The following is a 17,205-nucleotide window of genomic DNA, read 5'->3' on the forward strand; positions in this document are numbered from 1 at the left end:
CGGCGGTGGCGCGCAGGGCGGTCGCGGCGGTGCCGGTGGCGAGCAGGACGACCCCGTCGGCGGGCACGGCGAGCGCGGTGGGGGCGGGGCGCACGGCGGTGACCCGGCCGTCGCGGACCTCGAGCTCCACGGCCCCGTCGGGGGCGGCGAAGCGACGGTCCCCGGGGCCCCAGGCGGGGGTGTAGGCGGCGACGGCGTCGGCGCGGGCGTGCCCGGGGTTGAGCGAGGCCAGCGCCCAGGTGCGGCCCGCGACGGTCGCGGTCCCGCTCAGCAGCGCCTCCGACAGGCGCCCGGCGGCCGCCCCGTCGAGGCCCACGACGGCCTGCGGGACGTCCTCGGCCTTCACGACCCGGCCGTCGACGGCCACCGGTCCGTCGGGGGCACCCGTGCGGTCGATGTCGAAGAAGTCCCCGTTCACGGCCGCGACGGCGCCGCCCGCCGCGGCGAGGTCGGCGGGCGTGCGGGGCCGGGAGAGGCTGTCCTGCAGCAGGTCCGGCCGGCTCGTGCTGCCGGCCGACAGGCGCAGGACCTGGGTGCGCACCGGCCCGGCGGCGTCCAGGGTGGCGCGCCGTTCGAGGGTGACGCCGGGCGCGACGACCTCCCGGGAGGAGCTGAGCTCGACGCTCGGCGCCCCGGCCGCGAGGACGACGTCCGCGGCGGCGGCGTCGCGGGGGAGGGGGGTGAGGGCAGCCGCCGGGGGCGCGAGCAGGGCGGTGGTGCCGATCGCGGCGACGACGCCGGCGAGGAGGGAGCGCACGAGCTGACAGTAATCGTCTGCTCACGGCAAGTGCGGGAGTCAGACCGGGTCGTGCCAGTCCGCGAGCTTGCCGAAGCGGCTGATCTGCGCGAGCCGGCGCTCCACGATCGACCGCTCGGCGGCGGCCGTCACCACGAGCACGTCGTCGCCGTGGCGCAGCGCCGTGCGCGGCTGCGGCACGAACGTCGACCCGTCGCGCGCCACGAGGGTCACGTTCGCCCCGCGCGGCAGGCGCAGCTCGAACACCTCCACGCCGTGCAGGCGCGAGCCCGGCCCGATCCGCACCCGGACGACGTCCGCGGACAGGGTCCCGAGCGGGGAGACCTCCACGTCGAGGTCGGTCGTCGGCACGCTGGACTGCAGGCCCAGCGTGCGGGCGAGGAACGGCAGCGTCGGCGCCTGCACGAGCGTGAACACGACGACCAGGACCAGGACGACGTCGAAGAGCTGCTCCGCTCCCGCGACCCCGCTCACGAGCGGCACGGTCGTCAGCACGACGGGAACGGCCCCCCGCAGCCCCGCCCAGGACAGGAACGCCAGCTCGGTGCGCGGCAGCCGGAACGGCAGCAGGCTCACGAGCACCGACAGCGGCCGGGCCAGCAGCGTCAGGGCCAGCCCGACGAGCAGCGCGTCGCCCAGCGCGCCCGGCAGCCGCGAGGGGTCGGCCAGCAGGCCGAGCATGACGAACAGGCCGATCTGCGCGAGCCACCCGAAGGCCTCGGCGAAGCCCCGGGTGGAGGTGCGGTGCGGCAGGCGGGAGTTGCCCAGCACCAGGGCGCAGAGGTAGGTCGCGAGGAACCCCGAGGCGTGCAGCACGTCGGCGACGGCGAAGGCCCCGACCGCGAGCGCCAGGACCGCGATCGGGTACAGCCCGGACGCGGGCAGCGCGCTGCGGCGCAGCAGGAGGGCGCCGGCGAACCCCACGGCGAGGCCGACGGCGGTGCCCACGGCGAGCTCGAAGACGGCCTCGCCGACGAAGTAGTACCAGGTGTGCGCCGTGGCGCCGACCGCGATGTCGGTCAGCGCCACGACGGCGATGACCACGGGGGCGTCGTTGAGCCCGGACTCGGCCTCGAGCAGGCCGCTGAGCCGGCCGGGCAGCGGCACCTGGCGCAGGACTGAGAACACGGCGGCCGCGTCGGTGGAGGACACGACCGCCCCGACCAGCACGGCCTGGGTCCAGCCCAGCCCGAGCAGCCAGTGCGCCGCGGCCCCGGTGACCGCGATCGACACCGTGGTGCCCACCGTGGCCAGCACGGCCGCGGGGCCGAGCGAGCCCCGCACCGTCGACCACCTCGTCGTGAGACCGCCCTCGGCCAGGATCAGGACGAGGGCGGCGTAGCCGAGCACCTGGGCGAGCTGGGCGTCGGCGAAGGGGATGCCGAGCCCGTCCTCGCCGATGAGCAGCCCGAAGCCCAGGTACAGCAGCAGCGAGGGCAGGCCCGTGCGGACGGCGAGGCGCACCGCGAGGACCGCGAGCAGCAGGACCCCCGAGGACAGGAGCAGCACGCGGCTGAACTCCTCGAGGGTCATGCCGCACCGTACCGGGACGACACGGCGTGTCACCGGACCCGCGGTGCCGGACCGGAGTGTCGGCCGCCTTCAGCTCAGGCGGCGAGCCACAGCCAGCGGGTCGGGGTCACGACGGCCTGGACGGGACGGTCGTGGGGCAGCACGGGCAGCGGCGCGACGGCAGCGTCGACGAGCTCGTCGTCGTGCACGACGGCGATGACCGGCACCCGGTGCGGCACGCGCGTCAGGGCCCGGTCGTAGCTGCCGCCGCCCTGGCCGAGGCGGCGCCCGGCCGTGTCGACGGCGAGTGCGGGGACGATGACGAGGTCGACCGTGGCCAGGGCGTGCGCGCCGACGGGCCCGGGACCGCGGCCGGCGCCCGCACCGGTGCGCACGGGACGGACCTCCCAGTCCAGGTCGCCGTCGTGGCGCACCACGGGCAGCAGCACCTCGACGCCCGCGCGGCGCAGCTCCGCGAGCGTGGCGCGGGTGCCCGGCTCGCCCGCCCGGGAGGCGTAGCAGGCGACGCGGGTGACGCCGTGCAGGAGCGGCGAGTCGAGCAGCACCCGGGCGACGGCGGTGTCGACCCCGGCGGCGGTGGCGGCGTCGCGCTGCTTGCGCTGGCTCCGCACGCCGCGGCGCACGCCGGCCTTGTGGGCCTCGACGGCCAGGCGGTCGTGCACGACGACGAGGCGGTCCTCGGCCGGCACGGTCCAGCCCCGGGGGGCGCCGGCGGCGGCGGGCTCGGCGCGGCGCACGTCGGTCCGCGAGCTCAGGTCGTCGTGACGGGTGGGTGGCACGCCGGCTCCTCGCGCTCGGGACGCGCTCGCGCGGGGCTGGCGTGAGGTGTCCTCGTGTGGAGTGTGCTCCTCGCGAGCAGCGGATGCCACGCCGGGCGCGTCGCGGAACGGACACGATCCGTGTCGCTCACACGGCCCTGCGGCACTGCTCGCCGTGCCCGCGGGCGGGCGGACGGTAGCCTCCGGCCCCATGACTGAACGCGACGACCGTCCCGGCCGCGCTGTGCGCAAGGCCGTGATCCCGGCGGCGGGGCAGGGGACGCGCTTCCTGCCCGCCACCAAGGCGATGCCCAAGGAGATGCTGCCGGTGGTGGACACCCCGGCGATCCAGTACATCGTCGAGGAGGCCGTCCGCGCGGGCCTGACCGACGTCCTGATGATCACGGGCCGGAACAAGCGCTCGCTCGAGGACCACTTCGACCGCAACGTCGAGCTCGAGGTGGGGCTGGAGGCCAAGGGCGACTCCGCCAAGCTCGCCCGCGTGCAGGAGTCCACGGACCTCGCGCAGGTCCACTACGTCCGCCAGGGCGACCCCAAGGGCCTCGGCCACGCGGTCCTCGTCGCGGAGCAGCACGTCGGCGACGAGCCGTTCGTGGTCCTGCTGGGCGACGACATCGTCGACGCCCGCGACCCGTTGCTGGACACCATGATCGAGGTGCGCGAGCGCCTCGGCGGCAGCGTCGTCGCCTTCATGGAGGTCCCCCACGACCAGATCCACCTCTACGGCTGCGCGGTGGCCGAGGCCACCGACACCCCCGACGTCGTGAAGGTCAGCGGCCTGGTGGAGAAGCCGAAGACCGAGGACGCGCCCAGCGACCTCGCGATCATCGGCCGCTACCTGCTGGACCCGGCCGTGTTCGGCGTCCTGCACGACACGCCGCCCGGCAAGGGCGGCGAGATCCAGCTGACCGACGCGCTGCAGGTCCTCGCGCAGGGCGACGGCCCCGGCTACGGCGTGCACGGCGTCGTCTTCCGCGGGCGCCGCTACGACACGGGCGACAAGCTGGACTACATCAAGGCCGTCGTGCGCCTCGCCAGCGAGCGCGCCGACATCGGCGCGGACCTGCGCACGTGGCTGGGCGAGTACGTCGCGTCCGGCGCGGGCGAGAGCACCGCGGCCGACAGCTCCGCCTCGTGACCGCCCGCCCCGCCGACCGCTGAGGACCGCCGCGCCGTGACCCTCCCCCCGACCGCGACGACGGACCGGCCGCCTGCGCTGGTCCCCGTCGCGGAGCACCTGGCGGCCTGCCTGGAGCTCGTGCGGCCGCTCGCCCCGCTGGACGTGGCGCTGCGCGACGCGCTGGGCTGCGTCCTCGCCGAGGACGTCGTCTCGCCGCGCGCGCTGCCGGCCTTCGACAACTCCGGCATGGACGGCTACGCCGTGAAGCTGCGCGACGTCGAGGGGGCGGGGGAGGACACGCCGGTGCGCCTGCCGGTCGTCGCCGACGTCCCGGCCGGGGCGGCGCAGCCGATGCGCCTGCCCTCGGGCACCACGGCGCGGATCATGACGGGGGCCCCGCTGCCCACGGGCACCGAGGCCGTCGTGCCCGTGGAGTGGACCGACCGCGGGGTGTCGCAGGTGCTCGTGCGGCGCGTGCCGCAGCCGGGCCAGCACCTGCGCCGGGCCGGGGAGGACGTGGCCGCGGGCACCGTCGTCGTCGAGGCCGGCACCCGCCTGGAGCCTCGCCACATCGGCGTCCTCGCCGCGGTCGGGCGGGCCCGGGTGCGGGTGCGCCCCCGCCCCCGGGTCGTCGTGGTGTCCACCGGCACCGAGGTCGTCGAGCCCGGCACGGCCCTCGGTCACGGGCAGCTGCACGACGCCAACGGGTACCTGCTGACCGCGGCCGCCGAGGACGTCGGGGCGCTCGCCTACCGCGTCGGGGTCGTGGCGGACGACCCGGTCGAGCTGGCGTCCGTGCTGGACGACCAGCTGGTCCGCGCCGACGTCGTCATCACCTCCGGCGGGGTCAGCGAGGGCGCCTACGACACCGTCAAGGAGGTCCTGTCGGCCACGTCCGACGTGCGCTTCGACCGGGTCGCCATGCAGCCCGGGATGCCTCAGGGCGCCGGGGTGCTCGGCGAGCAGCGCATCCCGGTGTTCACGCTGCCCGGCAACCCCGTGAGCGCCTTCGTGTCCTTCGAGGTCTTCGTCCGCCCCGCGCTGCGGCGCATGCTCGGCGCGGACGGGCCGGACTCCCAGCGGCCCCGCGTGCGCTGCACCGCCGAGGAGGGCTGGTCCTCACCCGTGGGCAAGGAGCAGTACGTGCGCGCGTCGTGGCGCGTGGGCGACGACGGCCGACTGCTCGTGCGGCCCGTCTCCGGCCACGGCTCGCACCTCGTGACGGCGCTCGCCCACGCCACGTGCCTCGCGGTCGTCGGCGTGGGCACCTCCCGCGTCGAGGTCGGCGACGAGGTCGAGTGCCTGCTGCTCGGCCCGCTGCCGCAGGCGCTCGCGTGAGCGGCCCGGACGCGGGAGGCGCTGCGCCGCAGCGGCTCACGCACCTGGACGCCGAGGGCCGGGCGCGCATGGTGGACGTGTCCGCGAAGGCCGTCACGGTTCGCGAGGCCCGGGCCGAGGGGCGGGTCGACTGCTCCGCCGAGGTCGTGGCGCTGCTCGGCGCCGGCGGTCTGCCCAAGGGCGACGCGCTCGCCGTGGCCCGCATCGCCGGGCTGCAGGCCGCCAAACGCACCCCGGAACTCGTCCCGCTGGCGCATCCTGTGGCGGTGCACGCCGTCGAGGTCGACATCGCGGTGGACGAGGACCCGGCCCGGCCCGGGGTCCGCATCCGTGCGCTGGTGCGCACGGCCGACCGCACGGGGGTGGAGATGGAGGCGCTGACGTGCGTGAGCGTCGCCGCCCTCACCTTCGTGGACATGGTCAAGGCCGTCGACAAGCGGACCACCATCACGGGTGTCCGGGTCACCGCCAAGAGCGGTGGGCGGTCGGGGGACTGGAGCGTCGATGACTGAGCCGTCCGGTGCCACCCCCGGCGAGAGCGCCCCCGAGCGCTCGGCGCTCGTGGTCACCGTCTCCAACCGCGCCTCCGCGGGCGTCTACGCCGACACCTCCGGCCCGGTCGTCGTCGACGGCCTGCGCGCCCTCGGCTTCTCCGTCGACGGCCCCCTCGTGGTCCCCGACGGCGACCCGGTCGAGGAGGCCCTGCGCGACGCCGTCGCGGCCGGCTACGACGTCGTGGTCACCAACGGCGGCACCGGGCTGAGCCCGCTGGACCTCACCCCGGAGCGCACGCGCCGGGTCCTGGACTACGAGGTCCCCGGTGTGCCGGAGGCGATCCGGGCCGCCGGCCTGGCCGCGGGCGTGCCGACGGCGGCCCTCTCGCGCGGGCTCGCGGGCGTCGTGGGCCGCACCTTCGTCGTGAACCTGCCGGGGTCCACGGGCGGCGCCCGCGACGGCGTGCGGGTGCTGGCGGGCTTCCTCGTCCACGCGGTCGACCAGGTCCGCGGCGGCGACCACCCGCGCTCCGGGGGCGCGGGATGACGCCCGAGTGGCCCGTGGAGCTGCGCCACGGCGCGGTCCTGCTGCGCCCCCTGCGCCGCCGCGACGCGACCGCGTGGCGGGCCGTGCGCGCCGCGAACGCCTCCTGGCTGCGCCCCTGGGAGGCGACGAGCCCCGAGGCCTCCGGGCCGCCGCCCACGTTCGGGCAGATGGTCCGCAGCTTCACCCGCGAGGCGCGGGCGGGGCGCATGCTGCCCTTCGTCGTGGAGCTCGACGGCCGCCTCGTCGGGCAGATCACCGTCTCCGGGATCACCTGGGGTTCCCTGCGCTCCGCGCACGTCGGGTACTGGGTCGACCAGCGCGTCGCCGGCCGCGGCACGATCCCCTACGCCCTGGCGCTGGTCGGGGACCACTGCTTCCGCGCGCTGCGGCTGCACCGCCTCGAGGTGAACATCCGGCCGGAGAACGCGGCGTCGCTGCGGGTCGCGGAGAAGCTCGGCCTGCGCGACGAGGGGCTGCGCGAGAGGTTCCTGCACATCGACGGCGCGTGGCGCGACCACCGGACGTTCGCCATCACCAGCGACGAGGTCCCCGAAGGGCTGCTCAGCCGCTACGAAGCGTTGCGCGCCAGGAGCTGACGAGCCCGACAGGGTTTCACCCGGCGGTCCTCCCGGGAGTTCCGACGACGTCCCCGAGGCGGTTCCAGCGAGCGCACAGCGCAACACGCCGGGTCGGTGGCGGACGCGCACCCCGCGGACCCCTACCGTGGCTGACCGTGCACGCCAGCAGTTCGATCTTCCTCGTCATCATCGCCCTCTGGGCCGCCTTCCTCGTGCCCGGCGCCATCAAGCGCCGACGGCGGACGGCGTCGGCGCGCATCGCCGACCGGGACTCCGCGGCCCTGCGGGTCGTCGTGCGCCGGCCCGGGACCGCGGCGCCCGCGGCCCCCGCGCTGCTGGCGCTGGAACCCTCGAGCCGCCGGGTCCTCGGTGGTTCCGTCGTGCGGGCCGCGGCGTCCACCCCTATTCCTGGAGCGACGGCTGCCCGCGCGCTGCCGGTCGCCCCGGCCGCGACCCGGACGAGCGGTGCCGTCGTCCAGCGACGTCGCCGGCTCGTCCTGCTGCTGCTCGCGGCCTCCGTCGCCGGCGGGGTGGCCGGAGCGGCCGGTGCCGTGCCCGTCCTGCTCGCCGCCGTCCCCGCGCTGGCGCTGCTGCTCGTCCTCGCGGCCCTGGCCCGCCACGGCGCGGCGCGCACCGCGGCGGCCCCCGTCGTCGTGACCACGGTGCTCCCGGCGGCACCCGCGCAGCGGACGGCGCCGCCCGTGGTGCAGACCCCCGCCGAGGCGGACGTCACCGCCGTCCTGCCGGCCCAGCGCGAGCCCGAGCTCGTCCCCGCCGCCCCCCGGGCCGAGGAGGGGTCCTGGGAGCCCGTGGCGGTCCCGCTGCCGACCTACCTGCTCAAGCCGAAGGCGCCCGAGCGGCCGCTGCCGAGGCCCGTTCCGGCCGCCGCGGTGCACGTCGACGACACCCCGACCGTCCTCATCGACCTGCGCGAGCAGGCGCGGGCCGTCAACGAGTGAGCCGGTGGTGCGGGTCTCCCCGCACCACCTGCTAACCTCGGACACGCCTTCGGGGCCTCGGCAGAGGACTCGCAGAGGGGCTGTGGCGCAGCTGGTAGCGCACCTCGTTCGCAACGAGGGGGTCAGGGGTTCGAATCCCCTCAGCTCCACCCGGGACCGCAGGGCCCCGCCGGACCACCGGCGGGGCCCTTCGTCGTTCCCGCCCCGCTCCGCGGCTGGACGTCTTCCCTTTCCCGCGATCGAGCACCCGTCCCCACCAGGTCGTGGGCCCTGCGGGGAAGGTTCTCGTCCACGGAGTGCTTGTCCACCGTGGACGCCGCGAGCTCGTCACCCTCCGCCTGGTGGTTGTGCTGTTCGTGTGCGGGCCTTGCGGCAGACGGGTGACCTCCCGCTACCATGGGCCACGCAAGCTCACTCCTCCGTGGCGATCGCTGGTCCGAACGGGGAGCGCGCCTCACACCGTCGTGGGTCCACCTGTTCATCCGACCCACCGGAGGAGACGCATGGCTGCAGAAGAAGTCCGGGTCCTGCCCGCCCAGCAACGCCGAGTCATCGACGGCAGCTCGACGCGAGCCGCTCGTCCGCAGGACCCCTTCCTGCCGCTGTCCCGCCGCCGCACGACCAGCGCGGGCGCCCCCATCGCGGGCCTGGCCGCCCGGCCCGCGGCGCGCCGCCCCGCCTGGCAGCGCGAGTACGTCCGCACCATCGTCGCCACCGACGCCGTCGCCGCCCTCCTGGGGGCGCTGATCGGCTGGGCCGTCCGCTTCGGCGGCGCCGCCCCGCTGCACGACAACTCCCTCAGCGGCCTCTCGGTGGCCTGGACGATGATCCTGCTGCCGCCGCTCTGGGTGGGCGTGACGGCCCTCTTCCGCGCCTACGAGCCCCGCTTCCTCGCCGTCGGCTCGGAGGAGTACCAGCGCGTGCTGCTCGCCGGCACGACGATCGTCGCCCTCGTCGGGACCGGGTCGTGGGCCTTCCAGCTCGACGTGGCCCGCGGGTTCGTCGTCGTGGCGCTGCCGGTCGCCGGGATCCTGACGATCGCGGCCCGGATGGGGGCCCGCTGGTACCTGCACACCCGCCGCGCGGCGGGCCGCTGCATGCAGGCCACCGTCGTCGCGGGGCACGCCCGCGCCGTGGCCGCGCTGGCCCGCCAGGTGCGCAAGCAGACCGACCACGGCCTGCGTGTCGACGCGGCCTGCACGCCCGACGGCCGCAGCACCCCCGAGCTCGAGGCGCTGGGCATCCCCGTCCTCGGCACGCTCGAGGAGATCGCCGACGTGGTGCGCCGCACGGACGCCGACGTCGTCGCCACGCTGACCTGCCCCGAGCTCGACGGCCCGGTGCTGCGCCGCCTCGGCTGGGAGCTCGAGGACACCCGCGCGGACCTCGTCGTGGCGCCCGCGCTGACCGACGTCGTCGGCCCCCGCGTGGTCATCCGCCCCGTCTCCGGCCTGCCGCTGCTGCACGTCGACCGGCCCGAGCTGCGCGGCCTGCGCCACGTCGGCAAGGCCACCCTGGACCGGGGCGCGGCGGCCCTCTCGCTGGCGCTGCTGAGCCCGCTGTTCCTGCTCATCGCCGTGCTCATCCGCTGCGACAGCAAGGGTCCGGCGTTCTTCCGCCAGCGCCGCACGGGCCGCGACGGCGTCGAGTTCACCATGTACAAGTTCCGCTCCATGGTCACCGACGCGGAGAAGCTGCTCATCGACCTGCGCGAGGACGACGACGGCAACGGGCTGCTGTTCAAGATGAAGCGCGACCCCCGCATCACGCGCGTCGGTAGCGCCCTGCGCCGCTACTCCCTCGACGAGCTGCCTCAGCTGATCAACGTCCTCAAGGGCGACATGTCGCTCGTCGGCCCCCGCCCGCCGCTGCCCCGCGAGGTCGCCGCGTACGGCTCGGACCTGCGCCGCCGGCTGCTGGTCAAGCCCGGCCTGACGGGCCTCTGGCAGGTCAGCGGTCGCTCCGACCTCGACCTCGACGAGTCCACCCGGCTGGACCTGCAGTACGTCGAGAACTGGTCCCCGGCCTTCGACGCGGTCATCCTCGCGAAGACCGCCCGGGCGGTCCTGACCGGCCGCGGCGCCTACTGACCCGGGGCCGAGGTGACGAACCCCGCACGGGTCCCGGCGCTCGAGGGTTGCGCCGTTCGGGCCTCGTCTGGCTACCATTCGCATCGAAGCGTCACGGGAAGTGACGCAACTGGGCCGATCAGGGAGCCCGACGGACCGAGAGGCGGAGGCATGGGAGCGGCGGACACGCAGGTCCTCGACGCTCCCGTCGTCGACCCCGGCGCCCTCGGCAGCGCGACCGTCTCGGTCGTCGTCCCGGCCCACGACGAGGCCCGCACGCTCGCCGGCACGCTGCAGGCGCTGGCCGGCGCGGTCGGCACCGAGGTCGCCGACGTCGTGGTCGTGGCCAACGGCTGCACCGACGCGACCGCCGACGTCGCCCGCGCCGCCGGTGCCCGCGTCGTCGAGCTGACCGAGCCGTCGAAGGCGGCCGCGCTGAGCGCCGGCGACCACGCCGCGCTCGCCTTCCCCCGCGTCTACCTCGACGCCGACATCCGTCTCACGCCCGGCACCCTCGACGCGCTCGCGGCCACGCTGCGGCGCGAGGGCGTGCTGGTCGCCTCCCCGCGGGTCGTGTTCGACACCTCCCGCTCCTCGTGGCCCGTGCGCGCGTTCTACGCCGCCTACCGCGAGCTGCCCTACGTCCGCGACGGCCTGGTCGGGCTCGGCGTCTACGGGATGTCGGAGGCGGGCCGCGCCCGCTTCGGCGACTTCCCGCGGGTGACGAGCGACGACCTGTTCGTGCAGCGGCTGTTCAGCCCGGGTGAGCGGGCGGTCAGCGACGGCGAGTTCGTCGTCGCCGCCCCGCGCGACCTGCGCAACCTGCTGAAGGTGCGCACCCGGACCGCTCGCGGCAACGCCGAGCTCGGAGGCGCGGAGGTCCTGGACCTATGCACCGCCACGCACGACACCGACGGCGCCGGGGGGCGCACGGACCCGACGGGTCCTGGCGAGAGCGCCGACGGGGGAGAACGCCGCTTCGGGCGGACCACCACGACCACGACCACCGCGCTCCTGCGGCTCGCGCTGGTGCGACCCCGCCTGATCCCGTCGTTCGCCGTCTACACCGCCGTCACCATCGCCTCGAGGGTCTCCGCGCGCCGCCGGCAGTCGACTGCCTGGCAGCGGGACACCTCGACGCGGTGAGCGACCGGTCGACCTCAGGAGATCTCATGGCTCTCGACTTCCCGGCACGACGCACCCTCGTGTCGCTACCGTCCGTCACCGAGCGAATGCCCGGCGCGACCACCACGTCCTCGCGACCCGCTCCGCGGCGCGAGGAGCACGCGCAGGTGACCATCGACGACGTCGCCTTCGACGCGCTGCGCGAGCACGAGGTGGTGGCCCACGTCTTCGAGGCGCTGTCCCGCGGCCGGGGCGGCAACCTCATCACGCCGAACGTCGACATCCTGCGCCAGCTGCGGCGGCCGCAGCTGCGGGAGCTCGCCGAGCAGGCCGAGCTCGTCGTCCCGGACGGCATGCCCATCGTGTGGGCGAGCCGGCTGCGCGGCGAGGAGCTGCCCGAGCGGGTCACGGGCTCCTCGCTCATCTGGTCGCTGTCGCGGGCGGCTGCCGCCACCGACCGCTCGCTCTACCTGCTCGGAGGCGCGGAGGGGATCGCCGAGCGGGCTGCGCAGCGGTTGCAGGACGAGGTCACCGACCTCGGCATCGCCGGCTGGGACTGCCCGCCGTTCGGCTTCGAGGCCGACGACGAGCAGCTCGCCGACACGGTCGCGGCCGTGGTCGAGGCCAAGCCGGACCTCGTGTTCGTGGCCCTGGGCTTCCCCAAGCAGGAGAAGCTCATGGTCCGGTTGCGCGAGCACCTGCCCCAGACGTGGTTCATCGGGTGCGGGGGCACCCTGACCATGGTCGCCGGCGAGGTCTCGCGCGCCCCGGAGTGGATCCAGCGCAGCGGCCTCGAGTGGGTGCACCGCCTCGCGATGGAGCCGCGCCGGATGGCCAAGCGCTACCTGGTGCACGACCTGCCGTACGCGGCGGGGCTGATGGCGCGCTCCGTGCTCGCCGGCCGCCGCCGCGCCTGAGGCCCGACCGGCGCCACACCCGGGTGAGGGCGGCAGAGCCCGTCGCCCACCACCAGCACCTGTCACCAGCACCGCTCCGCAGGTCGAGCGCCCTCGCGCGCCCGGCCGGACCGACCAGGAGGACCCACCGGGTGGAAGCGCGGCGCACCGCCGACCTCGACCGCACCAGCACGACGACCGAGCGGGCCGACCTCCCCTCCGTCGTGCGCGAAGCAGCCGCACCGGTGCCCCCGGTGGCGTTCCTCGTGAGCGCCTACCCGGCGCTGTCGCACGCCTTCATCGAGCGCGAGGTCGTCGCGCTGCGCCAGGCGGGCGTCGTCGTCGAGACGTTCACCGTCCGCGGACCGGGAGCGGACGCCCGGCTGTCCGCGGTCTCCCGGGCCGAGGCGGAGCGGACCACCGCCCTGCTCGGCCGGCCGGTCACCGCGTACGCCGGAGCCCTGCTCGAGCTGGTCCGGACCCGTCCGGCGGCCCTGCTGCACGGCCTCGCCACGGCCTGGAGGAGCGGTCCACGCACCGCGCGGGCGAAGGTCTGGCAGCACTTCTACCTCGTCGAGGCCGCCTTGCTGGTGCAGCACCTGCGCCGGCGCGGCGTCCGCCACGTGCACGTGCACTTCGCCAACAACGGCGCCGACGTCGCCCGGCTCGCGGTCGCGCTGGGCCGCGCCGTGGACGGGCCCGACGCGGGCTGGCGCTGGACCTTCAGCATGCACGGCCCGACCGAGTTCACCGACCCCGTCGGTCACGACCTCGCGGCCAAGGTGCGCTCCGCGGCCGCCGTGGCCTGCATCAGCGACTACTGCCGCGACGAGCTGGCCGCGCTGGTCGAGGCCGGCGAGACCGACCACCTCGGCCTGGTGCGCATGGGCGTGGACGTGACCCGCTTCGCGCCCGCCGCCGACCGGCGCGCCGGCCGCGAGCCCGGCCCGCTGCGGCTCCTCTTCGTCGGCCGCCTCGTCCCCGAGAAGGGCCCGTCGGACCTGCTGGCCGCCGTGGCGCTGCTGCGCGCCGCGGGCCGCGACCTCGACGTCGTGGTCATCGGCAACGGGCCCCTGCGCGAGCAGCTGGCGGCCGAGGTCGCCGGGCAGGACCTGCAGGACGTGGTCCGCCTCCTCGGCCCCGTCGGCCAGGACGACCTGCCCGCCTGGTACGAGTGGGCCGACGTCTTCTGCCTGCCCAGCTACGCCGAGGGCGTCCCCGTGGTGCTCATGGAGGCCATGGCCACGGAGCTGCCCGTGGTGACGACCCGCATCGCCGGGATCCCGGAGCTGGTCCGCGACGGCGACACCGGGCTGCTCGTCGAACCGGGCCGGCCGGAGCTGGTGGCCGCCGCGGTCGAGCGGCTCGCCGCCGCCCCGCAGGAGCGGGCCGAGCTCGGCCGCCGCGCCCGCCGGCGCATCGTCGAGGAGTTCCAGCCCGCGGAGAACGCGGCACGCCTCGTGGCGCTGTGGCGCCGCACCGCCGGCCGTCGCGGGGCGGGCCCCGCGTGAGCGACGGCGTGACCCACGCTGCGGAACCCGTCGCGAGCGTCGTCGTCCGCACCTTCGACTCGGCCGCGACGCTGGAGGCGACCCTCACGAGCGTGCGCGCGCAGGACGTCCCCGCCGAGGTCGTGGTCGTCGACTCGGGTTCCACCGACGCGACCCTGGGGCTCGCCGACGCCCTGGCCGACCGCGTGGTCCACGTGCCGCGCGGGGAGTTCACCTACGGCGGTGCGCTGAACGCGGGCGCGGCCGCCGCGACGACCGACGTGCACGTGGCGCTGTCCAGCCACTGCGTGCTGCCGGACCCCGCCTGGCTGCGGACGGCCGTCTCGCACCTGCACGCGGGGGCCACCGCGGCCGTGGGCCTGACCACGGACGCGCACGGGGTCCCGCTGGACGGCCCCGTGGCCGCGTCGCACGAGTACGTGCTCGCCCACCCCTGGTGGGGGTTCAGCAACCACGCCTCGGCCTGGCGCGCGGACGCCTGGCGGCACCACCGCTTCGACGAGTCGCTGAGCGCCAGCGAGGACAAGGAGTGGACCTGGCGCGCGCTGGCCGGCGCGGGTCCGCTCGTGGTCGACCAGCGGCTGGTCGTCGTCGGCGTCCACCGCCGCTCCGGCGGCGCGGCGTCCTACTACCGCCGCCTGGTCAAGGAGGTCGGGGCCACCCACCACCTGCGGCCGCTGCCGGGGTTCGGTCTGCGTGAGGCCGTGCTGGACTGGGTCCGGCCCACGCCGCACGACCCCTACCTGAGTTCCGCGTCCCGCCTCGGGCGCACCCGGGCGATCGAGGTCGCGGCCCGCTGGGACGTCGACCGCCGCACCCGGCGTGCGGGCGGCCCCGAGGTCCCCGGGTTCGCGGTGCCCGTGTGCGCGGGCGGCGCGGACGCGGCGGCGTGCCCCGTCCCGTCGGGTCTGCGCGCGTTCAGCCGTTCCTGACCGCGCTCGCGGTGCGGTGCTCCTCGGCCGCGGCGCGCCGGGTCCCCAGGCTGTGGGCGAGGTGCCCCATCTCGACCGTGAGCCCCTCGACGCGGTCGGGCCGGCGTCGTAGCAGCGCCCACCCCAGCCGCAGGGGCAGGAGGCCGGCGGAGCGGGCCAGCACCCCCACCGCCGGCGGGACCGCCTGCGGCGCACCGCGGTCGGACCACGCGCGGCGCAACCGGTAGTTGCTGCGACCGTAGCGGTAGGTCTGCTCGAGGTGTTCGCGCAGGTGTTCGCGGGGGATCCAGCGCATGAGGGGTTCGCGCACGACCCGCAGCTCCCGCCCGGGTTCGTCGGTGATCCGCCAGCACAGGTCGGCGTCGCCCCCGCTGCGCTGCTCGTCGAAACCCCCGACCCGCTCCAGGTCGCTGCGGCGCACCGCGAGGTTGCAGGTCGGCAGGTAGGGCCGGAACCACGGCCGGTCGACGTAGCCCTCGACGGCGAACATCTGCTGCCGGGCCGCGGCGCGCGAGACCGAGGACGTGCCCGCCACGACGACCGTCTCCGTGCCCGCCAGCGCCACCCGCTCGTCGTCGAACAGCTCGACGAGGCGGCGCGACCACGACGGTTCGGGCCGGCTGCGGGTGTCGGTGAACAAGACCACGTCGGCGTCGGTCGAGCGCCAGCCGACGTTGCGCGCGGCGTAGGGCCCGACACCCCCCGAGCGGACCACGCGGACGCCCTCGAGGGCCGGCAGGGAACCGCCTGCGGAGTCGTCGACGACCACCAGGTCGTCCGCGGGGCGCTCGGCGGCCCGCAGGGCCGCGAGGACGCCGTCGAGCAGCGGTCCGGGGCCTCCGGCGGGAACCACGACGGCGACGCGTGCGACCACGGGGGAACCTCCTGGCGAGTGCGGGGAGGACCGCGGCGGGGGAGCACCACGGGCCCTCCGGACGCCGCATCCTCTCACGCTCGTCACCCCGCGTGGCTCGGTGCTAGCTTGCCGTCGTGACGCCCGCCGGGAGCTCCACGCCCTCCTCCGGCGGCGACCGGTTCTGCTACGTGGTGATGTGCCACACCGACGCGCCCCTCGTCGAACGGCTCGTGCGGCGCATCCGCGCCTCGCACCCCGGCGCCGTCGTCGTCCTGCGCCACGACCGCGGTCCGGGCTTCATCAGCGCCGCGGACGCCGCCGCGTGGGGCGCGCAGGTGTTCGACAGCGGCCTCCGCATCGTCTGGGGCGGTTGGACGATGGTCGCCGCGACGCTGGAGGTGTTCCGCCACGTGCGCGACACCGTCGACCCGGACTGGGTCGTGCTGGTGTCCGGGCACGACTACCCCGTGCGGCCGCTGGCGCCCTGGGCCGCGCAGGTCGCGGGTTCCGGGGTGGACGCCCTCGTCGCCCCCTCCGACGAGACGCAGGTGAACCGGTACTCGCACCGGTGGAGCCCGCTGCCGCGGTGGCGGGTCCCGCGTCCGGTGCACCGCGTCCTCACGCTGGCGTGGTGGCGGATCGGTTTCCCGCTGCAGCGCACCGTGGTGTTCGACGAGCTCCCGCGCGGCAACGGCTGGATCGTCGGCGTCCGCCGGCACCGACCCTTCCCGGACGCGGAGCGCTACACCCAGGCCGGGCAGTGGGTGACGCTGTCGCGGCGCGGGTTGTCCCGGGTGCTCGCCGCCGACGCCGCCGACCCCGTCCGCCGCCGGGAGTTCTCCCGCACGCGCATCCCCGACGAGTCCTACCTGCCCACCCTGCTGCTGTCCGACCCGGAGATCGTGGTGGAGCGCCGGCGCACGTCCTGGGTCCGGTTCGTGGGCGGGGAACCCCACCCCCGGCCGCTCACCGAGACCGACGTCGAGGCCGCCGTCGCCTCGGGCGCACCCTTCGCGCGCAAGGTCGTGCCGGGCGTCAGCGACGTTGCGCTGCAGCGCATCGACGCCGCCGCGCCGGGAGTGGGCTCCGCGGGCTGAGGCCGCGGGTTCAGCTCCCCGCGGGAACGTCCGCGGCGGGGGCGGGCAGCACGCGCACGGGCCCGACCACCACGGTGGCACCGGCGGGCACGTCCTTGACGACCACCGCGTTCGCGCCGACCTTGCAGCCCGCGCCGAGGTCGACCGGACCGAGCACCGAGGCGCCGGAACCCACGTACACGCCGTCGCCGATGTGCGGCGGGCGCTCGGTGTTGCGCACCCCGATCGTCACCCGGTGGTGCAGCGTGACCGAGGCGCCGATGCGCGCGTCGGGGTGCACGATCACCCCGCGGGCGGCGTGCGGCAGCGTCAGGCCCGGGCCCACGACGACGCTGCGCGGGAGTTCCGCGCCGATGACGTTGCGGACCCAGACCTGGTCCAGGACGCCGTGGACGCGGCGCAGCAGGAACGGTGCGGCACCGGGGCGGTCGTGCAGCACCTGGCCCATCCGCCACACCGCCGAGGTGAGGACGGACTCCCGGGACGACCGGTTCAGCGGGTAGTCGCTGCGCACGAGTTCCAGCCACTGCTTCCACGCGGATGCCGACACGCTTCCCCCTATGCTGCTGGTTCGGGCCTGCGCGGGAAGGGTAGCGTGACGTCACCGGTCGAGG

General features: G+C 76.0%; 16 protein-coding genes, 1 tRNA gene and 1 pseudogene. 13 read left to right on the forward strand and 5 right to left on the reverse strand.

The genetic code is table 11. The annotated features are described in order from the left end of the window. From F1544_RS08795 to F1544_RS08805, 3 genes and pseudogenes are all read right to left on the reverse strand, one after another. A pseudogene (locus tag F1544_RS08795) lies at nt 1-757 on the reverse strand (hypothetical protein); the annotation flags it as partial. A 39-nt stretch (nt 758-796) separates the two neighbouring features. Next, on the reverse strand, nt 797-2,290 hold the full coding sequence (locus F1544_RS08800; protein WP_167584342.1) for a potassium/proton antiporter: 1,494 nt from the start codon (nt 2,288-2,290) through the stop codon (nt 797-799). 74 nt (nt 2,291-2,364) lie between these two features. Beyond that, nucleotides 2,365-3,069: a 5-formyltetrahydrofolate cyclo-ligase gene (locus tag F1544_RS08805; protein ID WP_208971549.1), complete on the reverse strand. Its 705-nt coding sequence runs from the start codon at nt 3,067-3,069 to the stop codon at nt 2,365-2,367. A gap of 190 nt (nt 3,070-3,259) precedes the next feature. Here F1544_RS08805 and galU point away from each other — a divergent pair, with 190 nt between their 5' ends. From galU to F1544_RS08865, 12 genes are all read left to right on the forward strand, one after another. Then, nucleotides 3,260-4,207, forward strand: a complete 948-nt coding sequence (gene galU, locus F1544_RS08810) for a UTP--glucose-1-phosphate uridylyltransferase GalU (RefSeq protein WP_167584344.1) — start codon at nt 3,260-3,262, stop codon at nt 4,205-4,207. Nucleotides 4,208-4,243: 36 nt separating this feature from the next. Continuing rightward, the gene (gene glp / locus F1544_RS08815; RefSeq protein ID WP_167584345.1) at nt 4,244-5,527 is read left to right on the forward strand and encodes a molybdotransferase-like divisome protein Glp; all 1,284 of its coding nucleotides are present in this window, start codon (nt 4,244-4,246) and stop codon (nt 5,525-5,527) included. Nucleotides 5,528-5,595: 68 nt separating this feature from the next. Continuing rightward, entirely contained in the window at nt 5,596-6,039 is a 444-nt protein-coding gene (moaC, locus tag F1544_RS08820) for a cyclic pyranopterin monophosphate synthase MoaC (protein WP_167584457.1), read from the forward strand. Then, nucleotides 6,032-6,568, forward strand: a complete 537-nt coding sequence (locus tag F1544_RS08825; RefSeq protein ID WP_167584346.1) for a MogA/MoaB family molybdenum cofactor biosynthesis protein — start codon at nt 6,032-6,034, stop codon at nt 6,566-6,568. Before moaC ends, F1544_RS08825 begins: the two co-directional genes overlap by 8 nt. Continuing rightward, nucleotides 6,565-7,164 carry a GNAT family N-acetyltransferase gene (locus F1544_RS08830; RefSeq protein ID WP_167584347.1) on the forward strand — a complete coding sequence of 200 codons (600 nt, stop codon included), beginning with the start codon at nt 6,565-6,567 and terminating at the stop codon, nt 7,162-7,164. Before F1544_RS08825 ends, F1544_RS08830 begins: the two co-directional genes overlap by 4 nt. Nucleotides 7,165-7,301: 137 nt before the next feature. Continuing rightward, nucleotides 7,302-8,105, forward strand: a complete 804-nt coding sequence (locus F1544_RS08835; RefSeq protein ID WP_167584348.1) for a flagellar biosynthesis protein FlhF — start codon at nt 7,302-7,304, stop codon at nt 8,103-8,105. A 76-nt stretch (nt 8,106-8,181) separates the two neighbouring features. Further along, nucleotides 8,182-8,254: transfer RNA gene (locus F1544_RS08840), tRNA-Ala, on the forward strand. A 354-nt stretch (nt 8,255-8,608) separates the two neighbouring features. Next, complete coding sequence (locus F1544_RS08845) at nt 8,609-10,195, forward strand: sugar transferase (RefSeq protein WP_167584350.1); 1,587 nt, start codon at nt 8,609-8,611, stop codon at nt 10,193-10,195. Nucleotides 10,196-10,345: 150 nt separating this feature from the next. Then, nucleotides 10,346-11,320 carry a glycosyltransferase family 2 protein gene (locus F1544_RS08850; RefSeq protein WP_167584352.1) on the forward strand — a complete coding sequence of 325 codons (975 nt, stop codon included), beginning with the start codon at nt 10,346-10,348 and terminating at the stop codon, nt 11,318-11,320. Nucleotides 11,321-11,346: 26 nt separating this feature from the next. Beyond that, entirely contained in the window at nt 11,347-12,216 is an 870-nt protein-coding gene (locus F1544_RS08855) for a WecB/TagA/CpsF family glycosyltransferase (protein ID WP_208971550.1), read from the forward strand. A gap of 131 nt (nt 12,217-12,347) precedes the next feature. Beyond that, the gene (locus F1544_RS26250) at nt 12,348-13,706 is read left to right on the forward strand and encodes a glycosyltransferase family 4 protein (protein WP_167584354.1); all 1,359 of its coding nucleotides are present in this window, start codon (nt 12,348-12,350) and stop codon (nt 13,704-13,706) included. After that, nucleotides 13,703-14,638, forward strand: a complete 936-nt coding sequence (locus F1544_RS08865; RefSeq protein ID WP_167584356.1) for a glycosyltransferase family 2 protein — start codon at nt 13,703-13,705, stop codon at nt 14,636-14,638. The genes F1544_RS26250 and F1544_RS08865 overlap by 4 nt, the downstream gene beginning before the upstream one ends. On the opposite strand, the gene F1544_RS08870 is transcribed toward F1544_RS08865, so the two are convergent. Further along, the gene (locus tag F1544_RS08870) at nt 14,625-15,512 is read right to left on the reverse strand and encodes a glycosyltransferase (protein ID WP_167584358.1); all 888 of its coding nucleotides are present in this window, start codon (nt 15,510-15,512) and stop codon (nt 14,625-14,627) included. The two genes, F1544_RS08865 and F1544_RS08870, sit on opposite strands and share 14 nt — an antisense overlap. A gap of 116 nt (nt 15,513-15,628) precedes the next feature. Between F1544_RS08870 and F1544_RS08875 the strand changes: the two genes are divergently transcribed. After that, a complete protein-coding gene (locus F1544_RS08875) occupies nt 15,629-16,591 on the forward strand; it encodes a beta-1,6-N-acetylglucosaminyltransferase (protein ID WP_167584360.1) in 963 nt (320 codons plus the stop codon). 10 nt (nt 16,592-16,601) lie between these two features. Here F1544_RS08875 and F1544_RS25315 read toward each other — a convergent pair whose 3' ends face one another. Continuing rightward, nucleotides 16,602-17,141, reverse strand: a complete 540-nt coding sequence (locus tag F1544_RS25315) for a serine acetyltransferase (RefSeq protein ID WP_208971551.1) — start codon at nt 17,139-17,141, stop codon at nt 16,602-16,604. Nucleotides 17,142-17,205: the final 64 nt, after the last annotated feature.

It is taken from the genome of Kineococcus rubinsiae, from assembly GCF_011839805.1.
GTDB classification, from domain to species: domain Bacteria; phylum Actinomycetota; class Actinomycetes; order Actinomycetales; family Kineococcaceae; genus Kineococcus; species Kineococcus rubinsiae.

Bases quoted from the DNA above. Each gene is read 5' to 3' on its own strand.
- F1544_RS08800 (WP_167584342.1), bottom strand. From the start codon at position 2,290: ATGACCCTCGAGGAGTTCAGCCGCGTGCTGCTCCTGTCCTCGGGGGTC.
- galU (WP_167584344.1), top strand. From the start codon at position 3,260: ATGACTGAACGCGACGACCGTCCCGGCCGCGCTGTGCGCAAGGCCGTG.
- moaC (WP_167584457.1), top strand. From the start codon at position 5,596: ATGGTGGACGTGTCCGCGAAGGCCGTCACGGTTCGCGAGGCCCGGGCC.
- F1544_RS08825 (WP_167584346.1), top strand. From the start codon at position 6,032: ATGACTGAGCCGTCCGGTGCCACCCCCGGCGAGAGCGCCCCCGAGCGC.
- F1544_RS08830 (WP_167584347.1), top strand. From the start codon at position 6,565: ATGACGCCCGAGTGGCCCGTGGAGCTGCGCCACGGCGCGGTCCTGCTG.
- F1544_RS08845 (WP_167584350.1), top strand. From the start codon at position 8,609: ATGGCTGCAGAAGAAGTCCGGGTCCTGCCCGCCCAGCAACGCCGAGTC.
- F1544_RS08850 (WP_167584352.1), top strand. From the start codon at position 10,346: ATGGGAGCGGCGGACACGCAGGTCCTCGACGCTCCCGTCGTCGACCCC.
- F1544_RS08855 (WP_208971550.1), top strand. From the start codon at position 11,347: ATGGCTCTCGACTTCCCGGCACGACGCACCCTCGTGTCGCTACCGTCC.